Genomic DNA, 17,675 nt, shown 5'->3' with positions numbered 1-17,675 from the left:
CAGTGGTCCCGAGCTGGTGGTTGAGCCGCTGTACTGAATGCTTCTGTGGGAGGCCCACAGGAGATCGGTCGCGAGACTGTACAGAGTCAACGGGATGGTTTTCTTGGTCGCGTCCGTAGGGTCGATGTATGACCGTTGTGGACGAGACTTCCAGCGAGCCCGCCGACACCCGTGGACGGGTGGCGGAGCTGCATGACCTGCGGGCGCGTGCGGTGGCGGGGCCGAGTGATCGGGCGACCGAGGCGCAGCATGCGAAGGGGAAGTTGACGGCGCGTGAGCGGATCGCGTTGTTGGTGGATGAGGGTTCGTTCCGTGAAGTGGAGCAGTTGCGGCGGCATCGGGCGGTTGGTTTTGGGTTGGAGGCGAAGCGTCCGTTCACCGATGGTGTGGTGACGGGGTGGGGCACGGTTGAGGGGCGGACCGTGTTTGTGTATGCGCATGATTTTCGGATCTTTGGTGGTGCGTTGGGGGAGGCGCATGCGGCGAAGATTCATAAGATCATGGATATGGCGATTTCGGCGGGTGCGCCGTTGGTGTCGTTGAATGATGGTGCGGGTGCGCGTATTCAGGAGGGCGTGTCGGCGCTTGCTGGGTACGGGGGGATTTTTCAGCGGAATACTCGGGCTTCGGGTGTGATTCCGCAGATTTCGGTGATGTTGGGTCCGTGTGCGGGTGGTGCGGCGTATTCGCCGGCGTTGACGGATTTTGTGTTTATGGTGCGTGAGACGTCGCAGATGTTTATCACGGGTCCCGATGTGGTGAAGGCGGTGACGGGGGAGGAGATTACGCAGAATGGTCTCGGTGGTGCGGATGTGCATGCTGAGACGTCGGGTGTGGCGCATTTTGCGTATGACGATGAGGAGACGTGCATCGCTGAGGTGCGGTATCTCCTGTCGATGTTGCCGTCGAACAATCGGGAGAATCCGCCGTTGGTGGTGTCCGATGATCCGGCGGATCGGCGCTCGGATGTGTTGTTGGATCTGGTGCCGGCGGATGGCAATCGTCCGTATGACATGCATCGGGTGATTGAGGAGTTGGTGGACGAGGGGGACTTCCTGGAGGTCCATGAGCGGTGGGCGCGGAACATCATCTGTGCGTTGGCTCGGTTGGATGGCCAGGTGGTGGGGATTGTGGCGAATCAGCCGCAGTCATTGGCCGGGGTGTTGGACATCGAGGCGTCGGAGAAGGCGGCTCGGTTTGTTCAGATGTGTGATGCGTTCAATATTCCGATTGTGACGCTGTTGGATGTGCCGGGGTTCTTGCCTGGGGTGGACCAGGAGCATGGTGGCATCATCCGGCATGGGGCGAAGTTGCTGTATGCGTATTGCAATGCGACGGTGCCGCGGATTTCGTTGATTCTCCGGAAGGCGTATGGCGGCGCTTATATCGTGATGGATTCGCAGTCCATCGGTGCGGACCTGACGTTCGCCTGGCCGACGAATGAGATCGCGGTGATGGGTGCCGAGGGCGCCGCGAATGTGATCTTCCGTCGGCAGATCGCCGACGCGGAAGATCCCGAGGCCATGCGAACCCGCATGGTCAAGGAGTACAAGTCCGAGTTGATGCATCCGTACTACGCGGCCGAACGCGGACTGGTCGACGATGTGATCGACCCCGCCGAAACCCGTCAGGTACTGATCTCCTCACTCACCATGCTCCGCACCAAACACGCCGACCTGCCGTCCCGCAAACACGGCAACCCCCCGCAGTAGTGCTGCGGAGAAATGGAAGCCACATCAGTATGAGCAGCAACCGTTCTTCTTCCTCCGTGCTGCGGGTCGAGAAGGGGCAATGCGACCCCGAGGAACTGGCCGCGATCACCGCGGTCCTCCTGGCCCGTGCAGCTTCTCAGCCCGAGAGCGCACCGCTCCAGGAGCGCTCGACGGCGGCCGGCTGGCGGCGTCTGGAGCGCCAGCGCGGCTTCCAGCCCTCCCACAGCTGGCAGGGCTGAGCCAAGAGCCCGCAAACGGGCCGCACCACGCCGAGCCGGCCCCGTCCACTTCGACAGAGGTGGACGGGGCCGGCTTTCGTCGTGCCCGGACGGCGACCACCCGCCCAGTTCCCGAGTAGGCAGGTGGTGTGTCTGCGTACGTCGTGCCGCAAGGGCCCCTGGTGGCCGCTGGGGGCCGTTGTGGGCTGTCCTCAGGGCCGGCCCGGGGGCGGTCGGGCCCGGGTAGCGCTCCGGTGCGACCGGTAGCCGCGCCTCCCACGGCAGCGCGATGCCGAGCGGCATGCCCGAACCGGATCCTCGGCGCCCCCCGGGCCCGGCGCCCCGGCCCCTGGCAGCACGAAGCCCTCGTGCCTCCGTATGGAGGACGAGGGCTCATATGCTGCGTCTGCGTCCACGGGGCGCAGCCACCGTGTTCAGGGCACGGCCTAGCGCAGTCGTGCCATGAGGGCGTGTTCGACGAGGGTGATGAGGGCGCTTTTGGCGTCGGCGCGGTGGCGTGCGTCGGTGGTGATGATGGGGGTGTCGGGGCCGATTTGGAGTGCTTCGCGGACTTCTTCGGGGTTGTAGGGCTGGTGTCCGTCGAAGCCGTTGAGGGCGATGACGAAGGGGAGGCCGCTGTTTTCGAAGTAGTCGACGGCGGGGAAGCAGTCGGCGAGTCGGCGGGTGTCGACGAGGACGACGGCTCCGATGGCTCCTCGGACGAGGTCGTCCCACATGAACCAGAAGCGGTCCTGTCCGGGGGTTCCGAAGAGGTAGAGGATGAGGTCCTGGTCGAGGGTGATGCGGCCGAAGTCCATGGCGACGGTGGTGGTGGTTTTGTCGCCGGTGTGGGTGAGGTCGTCGATGCCTGCGGATGCGCTGGTCATGACGGCTTCGGTACGCAGCGGGTTGATCTCCGAGACGGCGCCGACGAACGTGGTCTTGCCCACGCCGAATCCGCCCGCCACCACGATTTTCGCGCTGGTGGTTGAGCGGGCTGCACCGCCGCTAGAGCTTGCGAAGTCCACTGAGCACCCTTTCGAGCAGTGTCACATCTGGCTGACCGCCGACGGCCTCGTCGCCGCCGGGTTGATGAATGGCCACCATGCCCGCCTCGGCGAGGTCGGCCACGAGGATCCGGGCGACACCGAGAGGAAGATGGAGGAGTGCCGAGATCTCGGCTACGGACTTGATCTCGAAGCACAGTCGGCAGATCCGCTGGTGCTCGGGCAGTTGCCCTTGCAGCCTCGCTGGATCTGCCGTGGTACTGACCAGCGCCTCGATGGCGAGCTGGTAACGCGGCCGGGTTCTGCCACCGGTCATCGCGTACGGACGCACCAGCGGGTTGTGCGCGTTCTGGTGCGACGGCGGCTCGGGTGGCCGCTGCTGCTGGTGACGCTGCTGGTGGCCGTACTGCTGTGGGTCCTGGGGCGGGTACGGCTGCTGGTCGTGCGAGGGGTACGGCTGCTGCTGGTACGGCTGAGGGGTGTCCCCTCTGGTCGGGGTCGAAGGAAAGTTGTAGCGGTTGTGCGACTGCTCTCCGGGCATCCGATGAACACCGCCGTCATAACGGTGTCCGCCTGGGGGTGTTGCCACGTTTCCTCCTCCGACCGCGAGTAAGCCGGTTCCTGTCCCTGTGGGGGGTGCGCCACCGCACCCTATGGTGCGGTGGCGTGAAACGCACTGTCTGCCTATTAGTTGAGAAGACTCCCCTGAAGTTCGGCGCGAAGGTCCGGAGTTAGGACATTCCCGGCGCGATCCACCAGCAGGGCCATCTCATAGCCCACGAGACCGATGTCGGCCTCGGGGTGGGCCAGCACGGCCAGCGAGGAACCGTCGGAGATGGACATGATGAAGAGGAAGCCCCGTTCCATCTCCACCACCGTCTGGTTGACCGCGCCGCCTTCGAAGATCCTGGACGCTCCTGCGGTGAGCGAGGTCAAACCAGAGGCGACCGCCGCCAGTTGATCCGCCCGATCGCGCGGGAACCCTTCAGACATCGCCAGCAGGAGTCCGTCGGCGGAGACCACCACGGTGTGGGACACCCCGGGGGTGTTGTCCACGAAGTTGGTGATCAACCAGTTCAGATTCTGCGCCGCCTGGCTCATCGGGCTCACACTAACGCTCCTGGTGGTAGCTGCTACCCGGGCCGAAGCCCGGTCCGTTCGTGTCCGCTCCCGCGTTGCGTCCCTGCTGGACGCCCCGGCGCAGGTTGCTCAACCTGCCCCGGACGTCCTCGGGAGCACGGGAAACCTGTGGGCCCCCCTGGGGGGTCTGCTCCGCCGCACCCTCGATGAGGTTGGCCTTGGGCACCCGTCGCGGCAGGCCGGAAGCGGTGACTCCGCCGGCCTTCGGCTCGCGGAGCTTCTCCGCCCGCTGAAAGCGTGCGTCGTTGGCGGAACGCCAATCCGTGGGCTGTGCCGCGGATTCCGCCGCGCCACTGACACCGCCGACCACCGCCTCGGACTGGGCGCCCTGCGCCGCTTGCGTGGTCCGCTCCGCGGGCGGCTGCCACTGCTGCTGAGGCTGTCGCTGCTCGGGCTGCGACTTCTGCTGACTGCCGCGCCGTGGCAGACCGGCCTCGGTCAGCTCATGACCGCTGCTCGAAGAGGGTCCCGGACGTTCGAAGCCTACGCGTTCAGGGGCGGCCGTGGGGCCGCTGGAGACAGATGAGGCCAATTCCGATTCTGGCTGAAAATCAGACTCAAAAGCGTGGGGTTGAGAGCCCTGATCTGCCCACTCGCCCTGGTGGGGGTGGCCTTCGAACTGACCGGCGAATTGTGGCGAGGCCGGCTGCTGGCTCGGATACGTTGCTTCCGGATAGGGCGATCCAAGATGCCCCTGATATGCCTGATCTTGCTGTGGCATCTGGTGCTGTTGGGGCATTTGGTACGCAGGATCGTGGGGCTGGTGGCCCACGGTCGGGGTACCGGGGAATCCGTCGAAGGCCGGACCGGGTTGGGCCTGCGGCTGGCTCTGCCCGAACCCCTGCCCCGGGTAACCCGGCTGCTGGTAGGGCTGTCCGAAGTCGGAACCGTACCCCTGCTGCCCCGCCGGCTGCTCGTCGCTCTGACGGGGCTGTGGAGCCGGCTGCGGAGCCGTGGGGCCGCCGTCCGCCGACCGTGCCTCGAGGGCGGCCTTCCGCTCCTCACGCTTGCGCGAGCGAGCTTCCTGGGCCTGGTTCGCCGCCGGGGCCTCTGGGGTCGCGGCAGGGGTCTCGTAGCGGGAGTCGTCGAATCCGAGCTCCGCGGCCGTGCGCAGGGGCGGGCTCGTGAACGTCGGCTGCTGGGGAATGATCTGCGACACGGTGAAGCCGTCAGCCGGCTGCTGCTCGCCACCGCCGCCGTGCGTGATCGCGTCGGGAAGCATCACCAGCGAGGTGGTGCCCGCCTGCTCGCCCGACGGGCGCAGTTGGACCCGGATGCCGTGGCGGTCGGCGAGCCGTCCGACCACGAAGAGGCCCATGCGCTGGGAGACCGCCGCGTCCACGGTCGGCGGATTGGCCAACTTGTGGTTGATGTCGGCGAAGTCCTCGGCGGTCAGCCCGATGCCCTTGTCATGGATCTCGACCATGACACGGCCGTCCGGCAGCCTGGTCGCCGTCACCCTGACCTTGGTCTGCGGTGAGGAGAAGGTGGTGGCGTTCTCCAGCAGCTCGGCCAGGAGATGCACCAGGTCGGTCACGGCCTGGCCGTGGATCTCCGACTCGGGGACCCCGGTCAGCTCGATGCGCTCGTACGACTCGACCTCGGAGGTCGCCGCACGCAGCACGTCGACGAGCGGTACTGGCTCGTTCCACCGCCGGCCCGGCTCCTCCCCGGCGAGGATCAGCAGGTTCTCGCCGTTGCGGCGCATCCGGGTCGCCAGGTGGTCCAGCTTGAACAGCGACGCCAGCTGGTCCGGGTCGGCCTCGCCGTTCTCCAGCTCCGTGATCAGGGAGATCTGACCCTCGATCAGGGACTGGTTGCGTCGGGAGAGATTGGTGAAGATCGCGTTGACGTTGCCCCGCAGCATGGCCTGCTCGGCGGCGAGCCTGACCGCTTCCCGGTGGACCTGCTCGAAGGCCCGGGCGACCTCGCCGATCTCGTCCGTGGTGTCGATCGGGATCGGCTCCACGCGGGTGTCGACTCGACCCGGTTCCGTCCGCGAGAGCTGGTCGACGAGGCTCGGCAGCCGATCCTGGGCGATGGAGAAGGCGGCAGCGCGCAGCCGCAGCATGGAGCGGCTCATCTGACGTGCGGCGGCCCCGGCCACGAGGAAGGCGGTGAGCAGGGCGAGGACGGTGATCAGACCGTTGATGAAGGCGTCGCGACGGGCGTCCGCAGCGATCGTGGAAGCCTCTTCCACGGTCCGGTCGAGCAGCTCGCGCTCCACCTCGCTGTAGCCCTCGAACTTGGCGGTGGCGACGGCCATCCAGCTGCTCGCGGTGATGCCGTTCTTGCGGAGCGTCGAGGGTCCCGCGCCGCTGCCGATCTGTAGGGCCATCCCGGTGAAGGCGGAGTTGCCCTCGCGCGGGAGGTCGGAGCCCTGGAACTGCCGGTCGACCTGGGAGCTCTTCTGTGCCATGACGCGCTGGAGGCGGTCCGCGTCGGCCTTGCTCCCGCCCGAGACGAATTCGCTGACCGCGATCGACTCCAGGTAGCTGTAGGAGTTGAAGGCCACCCGCTGCTTCTGGGCGATGTCGGCCTCGGTGCTCGGCCGCACCAGCAGATGCGTGCCGATGGAGCGCTGCAAGGACGCCGCGGCCTTCGCCAGCTGGACGGCGTAGACCGTACGGCCGTACGAAGAGACGTTTCCGGTGCCGAAGCCGAGCTCGTTGGAGAACGACATCAGCGGGTGCTGGATGCTGACGTAACCCTCTTCGGTGGAGACCGGATCCATGCCCACGCTGTAGGCGGACTTGCGGAGCTTGTCCAGGTCGGGCTCCTGCTCGCGAAAGAGCGCGAGTCGCCGCTCCAGACCCTGGCCCTGCGGGAGGTTCCGTACGGCGGCGTCGAACTCCCGGCGCGCGCGGTCCGTCTCCGCGTAAGCGGAGTCGATCACATCGGTTTGGCGGGCGTCCGACGAACCGGCGCTGAGGAGGGTCGCCGCCGTCAGGTCGCGCTCGTTGAGGAGCGCCTGACCGTATCCGGATGCCGCCTGCACGATCAGTGCGGTCTGCTCGGCCCGCTGGGCCTCGTCCCAGGTCTCGATCGATCCCTTGACCTGGAGACCACCCATCACGAGCGCGACCAGGGCGGGTATCAGGAGGATCGCGTTCAGTCGGGTGGGCACCCGCCAGTTGCGCGGGGAGAGCGGGCCGTTGCCGCCCCGGCCGCCTGCCTCATGGCTGGGAGGGTGCGGTGCCGGCTCGTCCGAGGGCACCGCCGTGCGCGCGGGCGGGGTGAAGTTTCCCCGCGCCTGCTGCTCCGCGGAGCCCGTCATGCTTCGCCTCACTCGACCAACAACCTCTCGGCACCGGCACCTGAGCTGTGCCGTGTTTCGTTCAGAGCCGTACTACTCAGGAGTTCGTCGAATTTCAGCATGTGGAGAGGGTCCGTTCCAAACAGTTGGAATCAGCCATTCCTACCGACGGCACTGACCGATAAAACGGGCATAAAGAGCGAGCCCCTTCAAAAGGCGAGGGCGATGTGAGCGCAGCGGTACCGACCGTATGCAACGGGTGTCCGGGCCGTGGCAATTCTCTGTCGAAACGTTATGAACGCGCAGGCGGACCGTGTCTAAGGACACAGTCCGCCTATGCGCATTTGCGACAACTGCCGTATATCGCCGCCGACTTGGGGCGTTTGAAGCCGACCGACTACTTGAGTCGTGCCATGAGGGCGTGTTCGACGAGGGTGATGAGGGCGCTTTTGGCGTCGGCGCGGTGGCGTGCGTCGGTGGTGATGATGGGGGTGTCGGGGCCGATTTGGAGTGCTTCGCGGACTTCTTCGGGGTTGTAGGGCTGGTGTCCGTCGAAGCCGTTGAGGGCGATGACGAAGGGGAGGCCGCTGTTTTCGAAGTAGTCGACGGCGGGGAAGCAGTCGGCGAGTCGGCGGGTGTCGACGAGGACGACGGCTCCGATGGCTCCTCGGACGAGGTCGTCCCACATGAACCAGAAGCGGTCCTGTCCGGGGGTTCCGAAGAGGTAGAGGATGAGGTCCTGGTCGAGGGTGATGCGGCCGAAGTCCATGGCGACGGTGGTGGTGGTTTTGTCGCCGGTGTGGGTGAGGTCGTCGATGCCTGCGGATGCGCTGGTCATGACGGCTTCGGTACGCAGCGGGTTGATCTCCGAGACGGCGCCGACGAACGTGGTCTTGCCCACGCCGAATCCGCCCGCCACCACGATTTTCGCGCTGGTGGTTGAGCGGGCTGCACCGCCGCTAGAGCTTGCGAAGTCCACTGAGCACCCTTTCGAGCAGTGTCACATCCGGCGCTCCGCCGGCGTCTCCGTTGCCTGGCTGGTGGATCGCCACCATGCCCGCCTCGGCGAGGTCGGCCACGAGGATCCGGGCGACACCGAGCGGCATGGACAGCAGGGCCGACACCTCCGCCACCGACTTGACCTCGCGGCACAGATGGCAGATCCGCTGGTGCTCGGGCAGCAGCCCGGCAAGGAGCGAGGGATCGGCCGTGGTGCTCACCAGCGCCTCGATGGCGAGCTGGTAACGCGGCCGGGTACGGCCACCGGTCATGGCATACGGACGCACCAGCGGCTGGTCACCCTCGTACCCGTAGGCATCGGAGCCGTACGGATCGTGAGAGGCAGTTGGCGGGGTCATGAGTCCTCCGGGCGGGACAGCAAGGGTTGGTGCCGTCTGAGCGGGCCGGTGGGGGAGCCGGTTGGTCGACCTGACAGTGACGGCGCGTGGAGCGCTATCTGACACAGATACGTAGAAGGAGTGGGATCGGAAGCATACGGATCAGTGCAAGAGGCTTCCCTGGAGCTCGGCGCGGAGGTCCGGAGTGAGGACGCTGCCCGCACGGTCGACCAACAGGGCCATCTCATAGCCCACGAGACCGATATCGCACTCGGGGTGGGCCAGCACGGCCAGCGAGGAACCGTCGGAGACGGACATGAGGAAGAGGAAGCCGCGCTCCATCTCGACCACGGTCTGGCTGACCGGGCCGCCTTCGAAAATTCTTGACGCTCCTGCGGTGAGCGAGGTCAGCCCGGAGGCGACCGCTGCCAGTTGGTCCGCCCGATCGCGCGGGAAACCTTCGGACATCGCCAGCAGGAGTCCATCGGCGGAGACCACGACCGTGTGGGACACCCCGGGGGTGTTGTCCACAAAGTTGGTGATCAACCAGTTCAGGTTCTGGGCCGCCTGGCTCATCGGGCTCAACTAACGCTCCTGCGGGTGAGTGGGGCCGAGGTTGAAGCTACCGGTCGTCGAAGTGTTCTGTTGACGACCCTGCTGAATGCCTCGGCGAAGGTTGGTCAGCCGGCCGCGCACATCGTCCGGCGCACGCGAAACCTGCGGACCGCTCTGGGTGCTCTGCTCCTGTGCCGTACCCGCGACCAGATTCGCCCGAGGGACACGACGAGGGAGACCTGAGGTGGTGACGCCGCCCGCGGTCGGCTTCTTGAGCCGCTCGGCCTGGCGCACCAACTCGTCATTGGGGGAGGGGCGCCAGCCGTTGCTGTGCGCGCCCTGGTTCGCGGGGCGACCCGCGGTCGGGCGCTGCGGCATCGACGGCACGGAGTGCTCGGCGGTGTTGCGCGAGACTCCCGGCGCCGGAGTGTCCACCGGCTGGTCCGGCAGACCGTTCTGCGCCCGGCCCTGGGTATGGAACCAGTCCGTCTCCAGGGTGTCGAACAGCGGGGTGCGGCCATCGCCGGGACCGGCCGGCGGCAGGGCCTCCGGCTGGGGCTGCGGCGGCAGGGCGTGCTGTGCGGGCAGACCCGGGTGCGCGTCGAATCCGGGCGGCACCGGGGCCTGGCCGGGAAGCGGCGGCTGCGGTGCGCCGAAGTCGGGGCGGGGGAACTGTCCGGTGGACGTGGGGTCCTGGGGTGTGGGTGCGCCGAAGTCGGGGCGGGGGAACTGTCCGGTGGACGTGGGGTCCTGGGGTGTGGGTGCGCCGAAGTCGGGGCGGGGGAACTGTCCGGTGGACGTGGGGTCCTGGGGTGTGGGTGCGCCGAAGTCCGGACGGGCGAACTGTTCCGTGGACGCCGAACTCTGCGGCCCACCGGGGGCGGGGCTCCCGGGCGGAGTGAACTGCCCCGCGGACGATCCCGTCGGTCCGGCAGGTGCGGAAGCACCACCACCGGCATTCGCCGGCGGACCGAAGACATCAGGGCGGACGAACTGTCCGGACGGCTCGCCAGGCCCGGAGGCCACCGGCCCACGCTGGGGCAGACCTGCGGGGAACTCGGGCTGCTGGTCGCTGAAGTCGGGACGCGCGAACTCCGCCGTCGCCGGGCCGGGTGCCGCCTCGTTGTCCGCATGGCCGCGCGGACCCTCACCGCGGCCCTTGGGGCCGCCGGGCATCTGGTCGCTGCCCCAACTCGTGGTCTGCGGACGCTGCGGGCGCGAACCCGGCAGCTCCGGCCGCGGCCCGCCCGAAGGCGGCAGCTGCCGCCCGTGGTCGCCGTCCTGCTGTCCGGGGCGCGCCTGCTCGCCCGGCGCACCGCTGGAGCGGGCGTTGCGCACGCTCGCCGCGCCGCCGAACGCACCGGCCAGACCGCTGCTCTGACGGCTGGGACCACCATCGCGGCTGGGGAGAGCGGCACGCTGCGCCGGGCTGCTGCCCGCACCCGCGCCGACCTGTCCGCGCGGCGGCGCTCCGGCACCGAGGAGTCCGCCGGGAGCCCCCTGCGGGCCGCCGGACGCTCCGGGACCACTGCCACCTGGACCGCTGATCCCGGGGCGTCCATTGTTCCCCGTCGTGGCGGGGCCGCCCAGACCGGGCGGGATGATCGGCGGCGCGCCCTGCACCGCACCGGGTGCGAGGGGGACCTTCCGGCCGCCCTGGGCGACGTCGACGGGGAGCATGACCAGTGCGGTCGTACCCCCGGAGTCGGAGGGACGCAGCTGGATGCGGATGCCGTGGCGCAGTGAGAGTCGACCGACCACGAAGAGGCCCATGCGACGGGAGACCGAGACGTCCACGGTGGGCGGCGACGCCAGCCGCTCGTTGATCGCGGCGAGGTCCTCGGGGGAGAGGCCGATGCCGGTGTCGTGGATCTCGACCAGCACCCGTCCGTCGGGCAGTGCGTGACCGGTGACCCGGACCTTGGTCTGGGGTGAGGAGAACGACGTGGCGTTCTCCAGCAGCTCGGCGAGCAGGTGCACGAGGTCGTTGACGACCCGGCCGGCGACCTCGGTGGTCGGCACGGAGGCCAACTCGATGCGCTCGTACTGCTCCACCTCGGACGCGGCGGCACGCAGCACGTCGACGAGGGGGACCGGCCGCGTCCAGCGACGGCCCGGCTCCTCGCCCGCGAGGACGAGGAGGTTCTCACCGTTCCGGCGCATACGGGTCGCCAGGTGGTCCAGCTTGAACAGCGACGACAGCTGGTCCGGGTCGGCCTCGCGGGACTCCAGCTCGGAGATGAGCGAGAGCTGACGCTGGATGAGTCCCTGTGAACGGCGGGACAGGTTGGTGAACATCGCGTTGACGTTGCCCCGCAGCAGAGCCTGCTCCGCGGCGAGTCGAACCGCCTCGCGGTGCACGTCGTCGAAGGCCGCGGCGACCTTGCCGATCTCGTCCCTGGAGTGCACACCGACCGACTCGACGGAGGTGTCGACGTCCTGCGGGTCCGATTCCGAGAGGTGCTTGACCAGCTCGGGAAGGCGTTCCTGGGCCACCTTGGTCGCGGTGTCCTGAAGCCTGCGCAGCGAACGGATCATGGAGCGGGCGACCACGAACGCGCCGACGAGCGAGACGCCGAGGACGAACAGGATCAGCGCACCGTTGATGATGGCTTCCTGCTGTGACTCCTCGCGCAGCTGACGGGCCTTGGCCTCCATCTCGCCGAGCAGCGTCGCCTCGATGGTGTTCATCGCGTCGATGCGGACGGTGTAGTCGTCCGTCCAGTCCAGATAGGAGCGCGCCGTCTGCTCCTGGATGCCCCGTTCCTTCAGGAACACCTGGGATGCGTACTGCTCGGAGGCGGCGATGATCGGGTTGCCGTTGTCCAGGGCGTCCGTCAACTCGGCGGCGTCACCGCCGTACGAGGTGTAGATCCTCTCGAACTCCTGGAGTTCGTCGTCGCCGTTCTCGAAGGCGGTGAGTCCGTACTCGCGGTCGTCCTCGTCGAGCTTGACCTGCTTGCTGTCATTGCCGCCGGGCAGCGCCGACGCGATGATCGCGCGCTGCATCGAGGCGTACTCCTTGGCGGAGGAGAAGGCCGCCAGCGCACGCGTACGCTTGATCATCTCCGGGTTACTGGTCGCCTGGGCCATGTCCTGGGAGAGGCTCAGCAGGGACTCGATCAGCCGGTGGTACCTCTGGACCGTCAGCGCCACGGATGTGTCGGGCGCGTAGGCGTTTTCCCGGATCTTCGTGAGGTTCGTGATCTGGGTGACGATGATGTTCGCGTTCTGCCGGATGCTGTCGGTGGCTTCGCGGTTGTCCGTGTTGGAGATGTCCCGGGTGGTCTCCAGGAACGCCGCCCGCGCCCGGTCCGTCTCCAGACGCTCATTGGTGATCTTGAAGTTGGTTTCGGGTACCTCGTTGGAGAGCGGGCCGGCCGTCAGGTCGCGCTCGTTCTGGAGAGCTACCGCCAGCCTGGTCGCTTCCTGGGTCATGTTGGTGAGCAGCTGCATGTGTTCCAGCTGCTCCATGCGTTCCATGGACTCGTTGATCCGCAGACCGCCCAGGGTGGTCGCGGCGACGACGGGGAGCGTCAGGAGGGAGACGAGACGGGTGCTGATGCGCCAGTTGCGCAGCGCAAGGCGCGAGCCGGTGCCGTTGGGACCCTTCGCCTTGGGCAGGGCCTTGGGCGCTTCGGGGCCGTCCGGGACAGCCGCGCCGGGGCGTGCGGAAGTGCCGCCTTCGCCGGGCGCTGTCGGAGTCTGGTTCTGGGTGTGCTGGGGCGAGGAGCCGCGGTCGGTCCCGCCCTGCGGCTCCGGTTCGGCCGCAGCGCTGCCATCCCTCTTGTAACGTCCCTGCACTAGCGTCGCAACCTCTGGACCAGGCGCCCCTGCCGTGGATTGCGGCGGGACGGTGTCGGCGTCTGTGAGGCGCGGGGCGCCCCTACGTTTTGGTGGTCGTGAGTGACCGGCGCTTCTCCCCCTTCTCCCGCCGCCGCTCGGCGCTGCGTTGCGCCTCTGCGCGCCGGCCTGAAACCGCGGCGGTGCGTGGAATTCCAGCACAGTGCAGGATCCGCAACAAGGGCCGCGTACCGTCCTGTGACCTGGGTGACTCGGTGTGAGTGGCGGGTCACCAGGCGTAGAAGGATTTCCTGGTCAAAAGGTGCGAATTGCTGCGACTTCCAAGCCCCGAGTGGGTGTCCCAGTCGCCATGATCGAGAGTGGAATGCCAGATTCAGGCGCTAAATGTCCGATTCCTTGCAGATGATCAACGGTCCGCATTGACCGAAATGCGCATCGAATCGTGACCAAAATCACACCCTGAACCTCGGCTTTCCGGGGATTTCTCGGGGAATCGGATGTTTAGCCTGGCGCTTTACAGAATCAGCACTCTGTAGTGACCGCCGCTCCGCCGCCGTCCGTGCGGCCATACGCCGAGAAGGTCGTAAAAACACCGATGAAGACGATGATGCTCCGCAACATAGCGAACCCCCGGCGCACCACCCTCGCCCATCTCTCGGACGCCGAGCAGCTGCAGACGCCGGAGCAGCCGGAGCACTCGCTCGATCTTCCCACCCAGACGGCCAACCCCCGTCGCACGATCCTGATGGACGCCCCCGCCTCCTGAGACCGAACTCTCCCGAGCCGGCGCCATCGACGGCCACGCCGTCCGCCCATCGCCCCGCACCGGTTCGTCCACCGCCCGCAGCCGCAGGGCGCCGTCGGACACCACGGCTGCGGGGCGGTGGGCGTCGGGGCTCCCCGCGACCGCGTTAGCCTGGACCGTCAGGCTTCAGCAGCGTCAGCAGTAGTAGAGGGGCAGCCGCATCCGTGCGCATCGCCAGATTCTCCATCGACGGCAATGTCGCCTTCGGCGCGGTCGAGGGTGACGGTCCCGAGGAACTCGTCCTCGACATCATCAAGGGCATCCCGTTCGCGGACTTCGAGCTCTCGGGCACCAAGGTCCCGCTCAGCAAGGTGCGGCTGTTGCCGCCGGTGCTGCCGAACAAGGTCGTCGCCTTCGGTCGCAACTACGCGGACCACGCGGCTGAGCTCGGACACGAGCTCCCGCCGGCCCCCTTCGCCTTCTTCAAGCCGTCCACCTCGGTGATCGGTTCCGGCGACGCCATCGCGTACCCCTCGTTCTCCGAGGAAGTCCACCACGAGGCAGAACTTGCGGTCGTCATCGGCCGCATGTGCCGTGAAGTGCCGCGCGAGCGCGTCCAGGACGTCATCCTCGGCTACACCTGCGCCAATGACGTCACCGCACGCGACGTCCAAAAGCGCGAGGCCCAGTGGGCCAGGGCCAAGGGCTTCGACACCTCGTGCCCGCTCGGCCCGTGGGTGGAGACGGGCATCAGCCTGGAAGAAGCGGGCGACTTGGCAATCCAGTGCACCGTCAACGGCGAACAACGCCAGCTCGGCAGCACCCGACAGATGATCCACTCCATCACGGATCTGATCGTCAACATCACCGAGGCCATGACCCTGCTCCCGGGTGACGTGATCCTCACCGGCACCCCCGCCGGGGTCGGCCCCCTCGGCATCGGCGACGAGGTCGCCGTCACCATCCAAGGCATCGGCACTCTCACCAACAAGGTGATCAAGCGTGGCTAACGCGAACGTCCGCGTACGTTTCTGTCCCTCGCCGACCGGAAACCCCCATGTGGGTCTGGTCCGCACCGCCCTGTTCAACTGGGCCTTCGCCCGGCACAACGGCGGCACCATGGTCTTCCGCATCGAGGACACCGACGCCGCACGCGACTCGGAGGAGTCGTACCAGCAACTGCTGGACTCGATGCGCTGGCTCGGCCTCGACTGGGACGAGGGCCCCGAGGTCGGCGGACCCCACGCCCCCTACCGGCAGTCGCAGCGCATGGACATCTACCAGGGGATCGCGCAGCGCCTCCTCGACGGTGGGTACGCCTACCACTGCTACTGCACCACCGAGGAACTCGACGCACGCCGCGAGGCGGCACGGGCCGCCGGCCGCCCCTCCGGCTACGACGGCCACTGCCGCGCGCTGAGCGCCGAGCAGGTCGCGGCGTACCAGGCCGAGGGCCGCCCGGCCATCGTCCGCTTCCGGATGCCCGACGAGCCCATCGTCTTCACCGACCTGGTGCGCGGCGAGTTGACCTTCACCCCGGACAACGTGCCGGACTACGGCATCGTCCGGGCCAACGGCGCTCCGCTGTACACCCTGGTCAACCCGGTCGACGACGCGCTCATGGAGATCACGCACGTACTGCGCGGCGAGGACCTCCTCTCCTCCACACCACGGCAGATCGCGCTCTACAAGGCACTGATCGAGTTGGGCGTCGCCCAGCAGATCCCGGCCTTCGGCCACCTCCCGTACGTGATGGGCGAGGGCAACAAGAAGCTGTCCAAGCGCGACCCGCAGGCTTCCCTCAACCTCTACCGGGAGCGCGGTTTCCTCCCCGAGGGACTGCTGAACTACCTGTCGCTGCTCGGTTGGTCCTTCTCGGCCGACCAGGACATCTTCTCGATCGCCGAACTGATCGAACGGTTCGACATCGCCGACGTCAACGCCAACCCGGCGCGCTTCGACCTCAAGAAGGCCGAGGCGATCAACGCCGACCACATCCGTCTGCTCGATGTGAAGGCGTTCACCGAGGCGTGCGCTCCCTGGCTTGAGGCCCCGTACGCCACCTGGGCCCCCGAGCAGTTCGACCGCGCGGCCTGGGAGGCGATCGCCCCCTACGCCCAGACCCGCCTCACGGTCCTCTCCGACATCACGGTCAATGTCGACTTCCTCTTCCTGGCCGAGCCCGCCGAGGACGAGGCTTCCTGGACGAAGGCGATGAAGGAGGGCTCCGACGCCCTGCTGCGCACCGCCCGGGAGAAGCTGGAGTCCGCCGACTGGACGAGCGCCGAATCGCTGAAGGAAGCGGTCCTGGCCGCCGGTGAGACCCACGGCCTCAAGCTCGGCAAGGCGCAGGCGCCGGTACGGGTCGCCGTCACCGGTCGCACCGTCGGTCTGCCGCTCTTCGAGTCCCTGGAGATCCTGGGCCGGGAGAAGACCCTGTCCCGGATCGACGCGGCACTGGCGAAGCTCACGGCCTGAGCCGTACGTGTCACGGGATCACGCGATCCCGTGACGGTGCCCAGGAGCATCGGTAGCGTTGGATCATGACGATCCGCGCCGTCCTGTGGGACGTAGACGACACGATCTTCAACTACTACGAGGCTGATCGCCTGGGGATCATGCAGCACCTCCGTTCGGAGGGCCTGGACGCCGGATACGACTCCGCCGACCAGGCCCTCTTGCGTTGGCGGGAGGTCACCGCCGTGCACTGGGCGCGCTTCTCGGCCGGGGAGGTCGACTGGCAGCAGCAGCGGCGCGACCGAGTGCGGATGTTCACCGGCCTGGCCGGGCTGTCGGATCCCGAGGCGGACGCTTGGTTCGAGCGCTACATCGCCCACTACGAGGCCGCCTGGACCCTCTTTCCCGATGTGGTTCCGGTGCTGGACCTCCTCACGGAGTACCGGCACGGGATCCTGTCCAACTCGGCGCTCGCCGTTCAGGACCACAAACTGCGGGTCCTGGGGGTGCGCGAACGCTTTGAGACGGTGATCTGCGCGGCCGAACTCGGCTACAGCAAGCCGGCCGCCAGGGCCTTCCACACCGCCTGCGAGGCCATGGAGCTGCCGCCCCACGAGGTCTTGTACGTGGGGGACGAGCCGGACATCGACGCCCGCGGAGCGAGTGAGGCGGGGCTCCCCGCGGTCTGGCTGGACCGCACGGGTGTCGGTGGCCGGCCCGAACTCGTCCGGATCACCGCTCTCGACCAGCTTCCCGCCTTGTTGCAGGGCGATACCCGTTTTGGAGCGCCGCTCTCCTTCGGGTAATGTTCTTCCTGCGCCGCCCGCCAAGGCCACGGGGTCAGACCGGAAAGCGCAAACCAAATGAATCCCCTCAGCGGGGGTTGCTTTTTGGTGGCCTATGGTGTAATTGGCAGCACGACTGATTCTGGTTCAGTTAGTCTAGGTTCGAGTCCTGGTAGGCCAGCTCGCAGAGCTCATCTGCAAAGCCCCCGTTGTGTAGCGGCCTAGCACGCTGCCCTCTCAAGGCAGTAGCGCCGGTTCGAATCCGGTCGGGGGTACAGATCCATCCTGCTGATCACTTGGGTCGCTCCCGGTGATCGCGCAGTGACATCACCCGGCCTCGCCGGGTGGGATCGCTAGGGCCCCCGTTGTGTAGCGGCCTAGCACGCCGCCCTCTCAAGGCGGTAGCGCCGGTTCGAATCCGGTCGGGGGTACGGAAATCACCATGGCCTATGGTGTAATTGGCAGCACGACTGATTCTGGTTCAGTTAGTCTAGGTTCGAGTCCTGGTAGGCCAGCAGATCCCAGATCTTGCCCCCGTTGTGTAGCGGCCTAGCACGCCGCCCTCTCAAGGCGGTAGCGCCGGTTCGAATCCGGTCGGGGGTACATGAGGAGAAGCCCTCCGCAGCGATGCGGAGGGCTTCTTCGTTCTCCCGCCTCCG

At 67.4% G+C, this 17,675-nt stretch carries 14 protein-coding genes and 5 tRNA genes; 11 read left to right on the top strand and 8 right to left on the bottom strand.

Annotation, left to right across the window (positions count from 1 at the left end; translation table 11 throughout):
* Positions 1-128: 128 nt before the first annotated feature.
* Both ACFXJL_RS00815 and ACFXJL_RS00810 read left to right on the top strand, forming a co-directional pair.
* Complete coding sequence (locus ACFXJL_RS00815) at positions 129-1,712, top strand: acyl-CoA carboxylase subunit beta (protein ID WP_384638118.1); 1,584 nt, start codon at positions 129-131, stop codon at positions 1,710-1,712.
* A gap of 29 nt (positions 1,713-1,741) precedes the next feature.
* Positions 1,742-1,951 (top strand): acyl-CoA carboxylase subunit epsilon, encoded by a 210-nt coding sequence (locus ACFXJL_RS00810; RefSeq protein WP_384638120.1) that lies wholly within the window; start codon positions 1,742-1,744, stop codon positions 1,949-1,951.
* Positions 1,952-2,376: 425 nt separating this feature from the next.
* On the opposite strand, the gene ACFXJL_RS00805 is transcribed toward ACFXJL_RS00810, so the two are convergent.
* The 8 genes from ACFXJL_RS00805 to ACFXJL_RS00770 form a co-directional block, all read right to left on the bottom strand.
* Positions 2,377-2,958: an ATP/GTP-binding protein gene (locus tag ACFXJL_RS00805; RefSeq protein ID WP_050791473.1), complete on the bottom strand. Its 582-nt coding sequence runs from the start codon at positions 2,956-2,958 to the stop codon at positions 2,377-2,379.
* Entirely contained in the window at positions 2,939-3,526 is a 588-nt protein-coding gene (locus ACFXJL_RS00800) for a DUF742 domain-containing protein (protein WP_358878740.1), read from the bottom strand. Before ACFXJL_RS00800 ends, ACFXJL_RS00805 begins: the two co-directional genes overlap by 20 nt.
* A gap of 98 nt (positions 3,527-3,624) precedes the next feature.
* Positions 3,625-4,038 carry a roadblock/LC7 domain-containing protein gene (locus ACFXJL_RS00795; protein WP_009997645.1) on the bottom strand — a complete coding sequence of 138 codons (414 nt, stop codon included), beginning with the start codon at positions 4,036-4,038 and terminating at the stop codon, positions 3,625-3,627.
* Between the two features lie 10 nt (positions 4,039-4,048).
* The gene (locus ACFXJL_RS00790; RefSeq protein ID WP_384688106.1) at positions 4,049-7,366 is read right to left on the bottom strand and encodes a nitrate- and nitrite sensing domain-containing protein; all 3,318 of its coding nucleotides are present in this window, start codon (positions 7,364-7,366) and stop codon (positions 4,049-4,051) included.
* 364 nt (positions 7,367-7,730) lie between these two features.
* A complete protein-coding gene (locus tag ACFXJL_RS00785) occupies positions 7,731-8,312 on the bottom strand; it encodes an ATP/GTP-binding protein (protein ID WP_159686641.1) in 582 nt (193 codons plus the stop codon).
* Positions 8,293-8,691 carry a DUF742 domain-containing protein gene (locus ACFXJL_RS00780; RefSeq protein WP_329023658.1) on the bottom strand — a complete coding sequence of 133 codons (399 nt, stop codon included), beginning with the start codon at positions 8,689-8,691 and terminating at the stop codon, positions 8,293-8,295. The genes ACFXJL_RS00785 and ACFXJL_RS00780 overlap by 20 nt, the downstream gene beginning before the upstream one ends.
* 141 nt (positions 8,692-8,832) lie before the next feature.
* Entirely contained in the window at positions 8,833-9,246 is a 414-nt protein-coding gene (locus ACFXJL_RS00775) for a roadblock/LC7 domain-containing protein (RefSeq protein WP_142214992.1), read from the bottom strand.
* A gap of 9 nt (positions 9,247-9,255) precedes the next feature.
* Positions 9,256-13,029 (bottom strand): nitrate- and nitrite sensing domain-containing protein, encoded by a 3,774-nt coding sequence (locus ACFXJL_RS00770; protein WP_384688103.1) that lies wholly within the window; start codon positions 13,027-13,029, stop codon positions 9,256-9,258.
* Positions 13,030-13,624: 595 nt separating this feature from the next.
* Between ACFXJL_RS00770 and ACFXJL_RS00765 the strand changes: the two genes are divergently transcribed.
* From ACFXJL_RS00765 to ACFXJL_RS00725, 9 genes are all read left to right on the top strand, one after another.
* Complete coding sequence (locus ACFXJL_RS00765; RefSeq protein ID WP_329023661.1) at positions 13,625-13,795, top strand: hypothetical protein; 171 nt, start codon at positions 13,625-13,627, stop codon at positions 13,793-13,795.
* A gap of 203 nt (positions 13,796-13,998) precedes the next feature.
* Entirely contained in the window at positions 13,999-14,784 is a 786-nt protein-coding gene (locus tag ACFXJL_RS00760) for a fumarylacetoacetate hydrolase family protein (protein WP_358878737.1), read from the top strand.
* Complete coding sequence (gltX, locus tag ACFXJL_RS00755) at positions 14,777-16,252, top strand: glutamate--tRNA ligase (protein ID WP_384688100.1); 1,476 nt, start codon at positions 14,777-14,779, stop codon at positions 16,250-16,252. The genes ACFXJL_RS00760 and gltX overlap by 8 nt, the downstream gene beginning before the upstream one ends.
* Positions 16,253-16,317: 65 nt before the next feature.
* Complete coding sequence (locus ACFXJL_RS00750) at positions 16,318-17,037, top strand: HAD family hydrolase (protein ID WP_358878736.1); 720 nt, start codon at positions 16,318-16,320, stop codon at positions 17,035-17,037.
* Between the two features lie 88 nt (positions 17,038-17,125).
* A tRNA-Gln gene (locus ACFXJL_RS00745) sits at positions 17,126-17,197 on the top strand.
* 21 nt (positions 17,198-17,218) lie between these two features.
* Positions 17,219-17,291, top strand: a tRNA-Glu gene (locus tag ACFXJL_RS00740).
* An 83-nt stretch (positions 17,292-17,374) separates the two neighbouring features.
* Positions 17,375-17,447 (top strand) — tRNA-Glu (locus tag ACFXJL_RS00735).
* Positions 17,448-17,459: 12 nt separating this feature from the next.
* Positions 17,460-17,531: transfer RNA gene (locus ACFXJL_RS00730), tRNA-Gln, on the top strand.
* Between the two features lie 15 nt (positions 17,532-17,546).
* Positions 17,547-17,619: transfer RNA gene (locus ACFXJL_RS00725), tRNA-Glu, on the top strand.
* The last annotated feature ends 56 nt before the right edge of the window (positions 17,620-17,675 follow it).

Origin of the sequence: Streptomyces sp. NPDC059256 (assembly GCF_042753785.1) — a bacterium.
In the GTDB taxonomy this organism is placed as follows: domain Bacteria; phylum Actinomycetota; class Actinomycetes; order Streptomycetales; family Streptomycetaceae; genus Streptomyces.
Note: the sequence above shows the minus strand (reverse complement) of the source record. Positions and strands in the feature narration are given on the sequence as shown.

Excerpts from the sequence above, each read along its gene's own strand:
- ACFXJL_RS00815 (WP_384638118.1), top strand. The coding sequence starts at position 129 with ATGACCGTTGTGGACGAGACTTCCAGCGAGCCCGCCGACACCCGTGGA.
- ACFXJL_RS00810 (WP_384638120.1), top strand. The coding sequence starts at position 1,742 with ATGAGCAGCAACCGTTCTTCTTCCTCCGTGCTGCGGGTCGAGAAGGGG.
- ACFXJL_RS00795 (WP_009997645.1), bottom strand. The coding sequence starts at position 4,038 with ATGAGCCAGGCGGCGCAGAATCTGAACTGGTTGATCACCAACTTCGTG.
- ACFXJL_RS00780 (WP_329023658.1), bottom strand. The coding sequence starts at position 8,691 with ATGACCCCGCCAACTGCCTCTCACGATCCGTACGGCTCCGATGCCTAC.
- ACFXJL_RS00775 (WP_142214992.1), bottom strand. The coding sequence starts at position 9,246 with ATGAGCCAGGCGGCCCAGAACCTGAACTGGTTGATCACCAACTTTGTG.
- ACFXJL_RS00765 (WP_329023661.1), top strand. The coding sequence starts at position 13,625 with ATGAAGACGATGATGCTCCGCAACATAGCGAACCCCCGGCGCACCACC.
- ACFXJL_RS00750 (WP_358878736.1), top strand. The coding sequence starts at position 16,318 with ATGACGATCCGCGCCGTCCTGTGGGACGTAGACGACACGATCTTCAAC.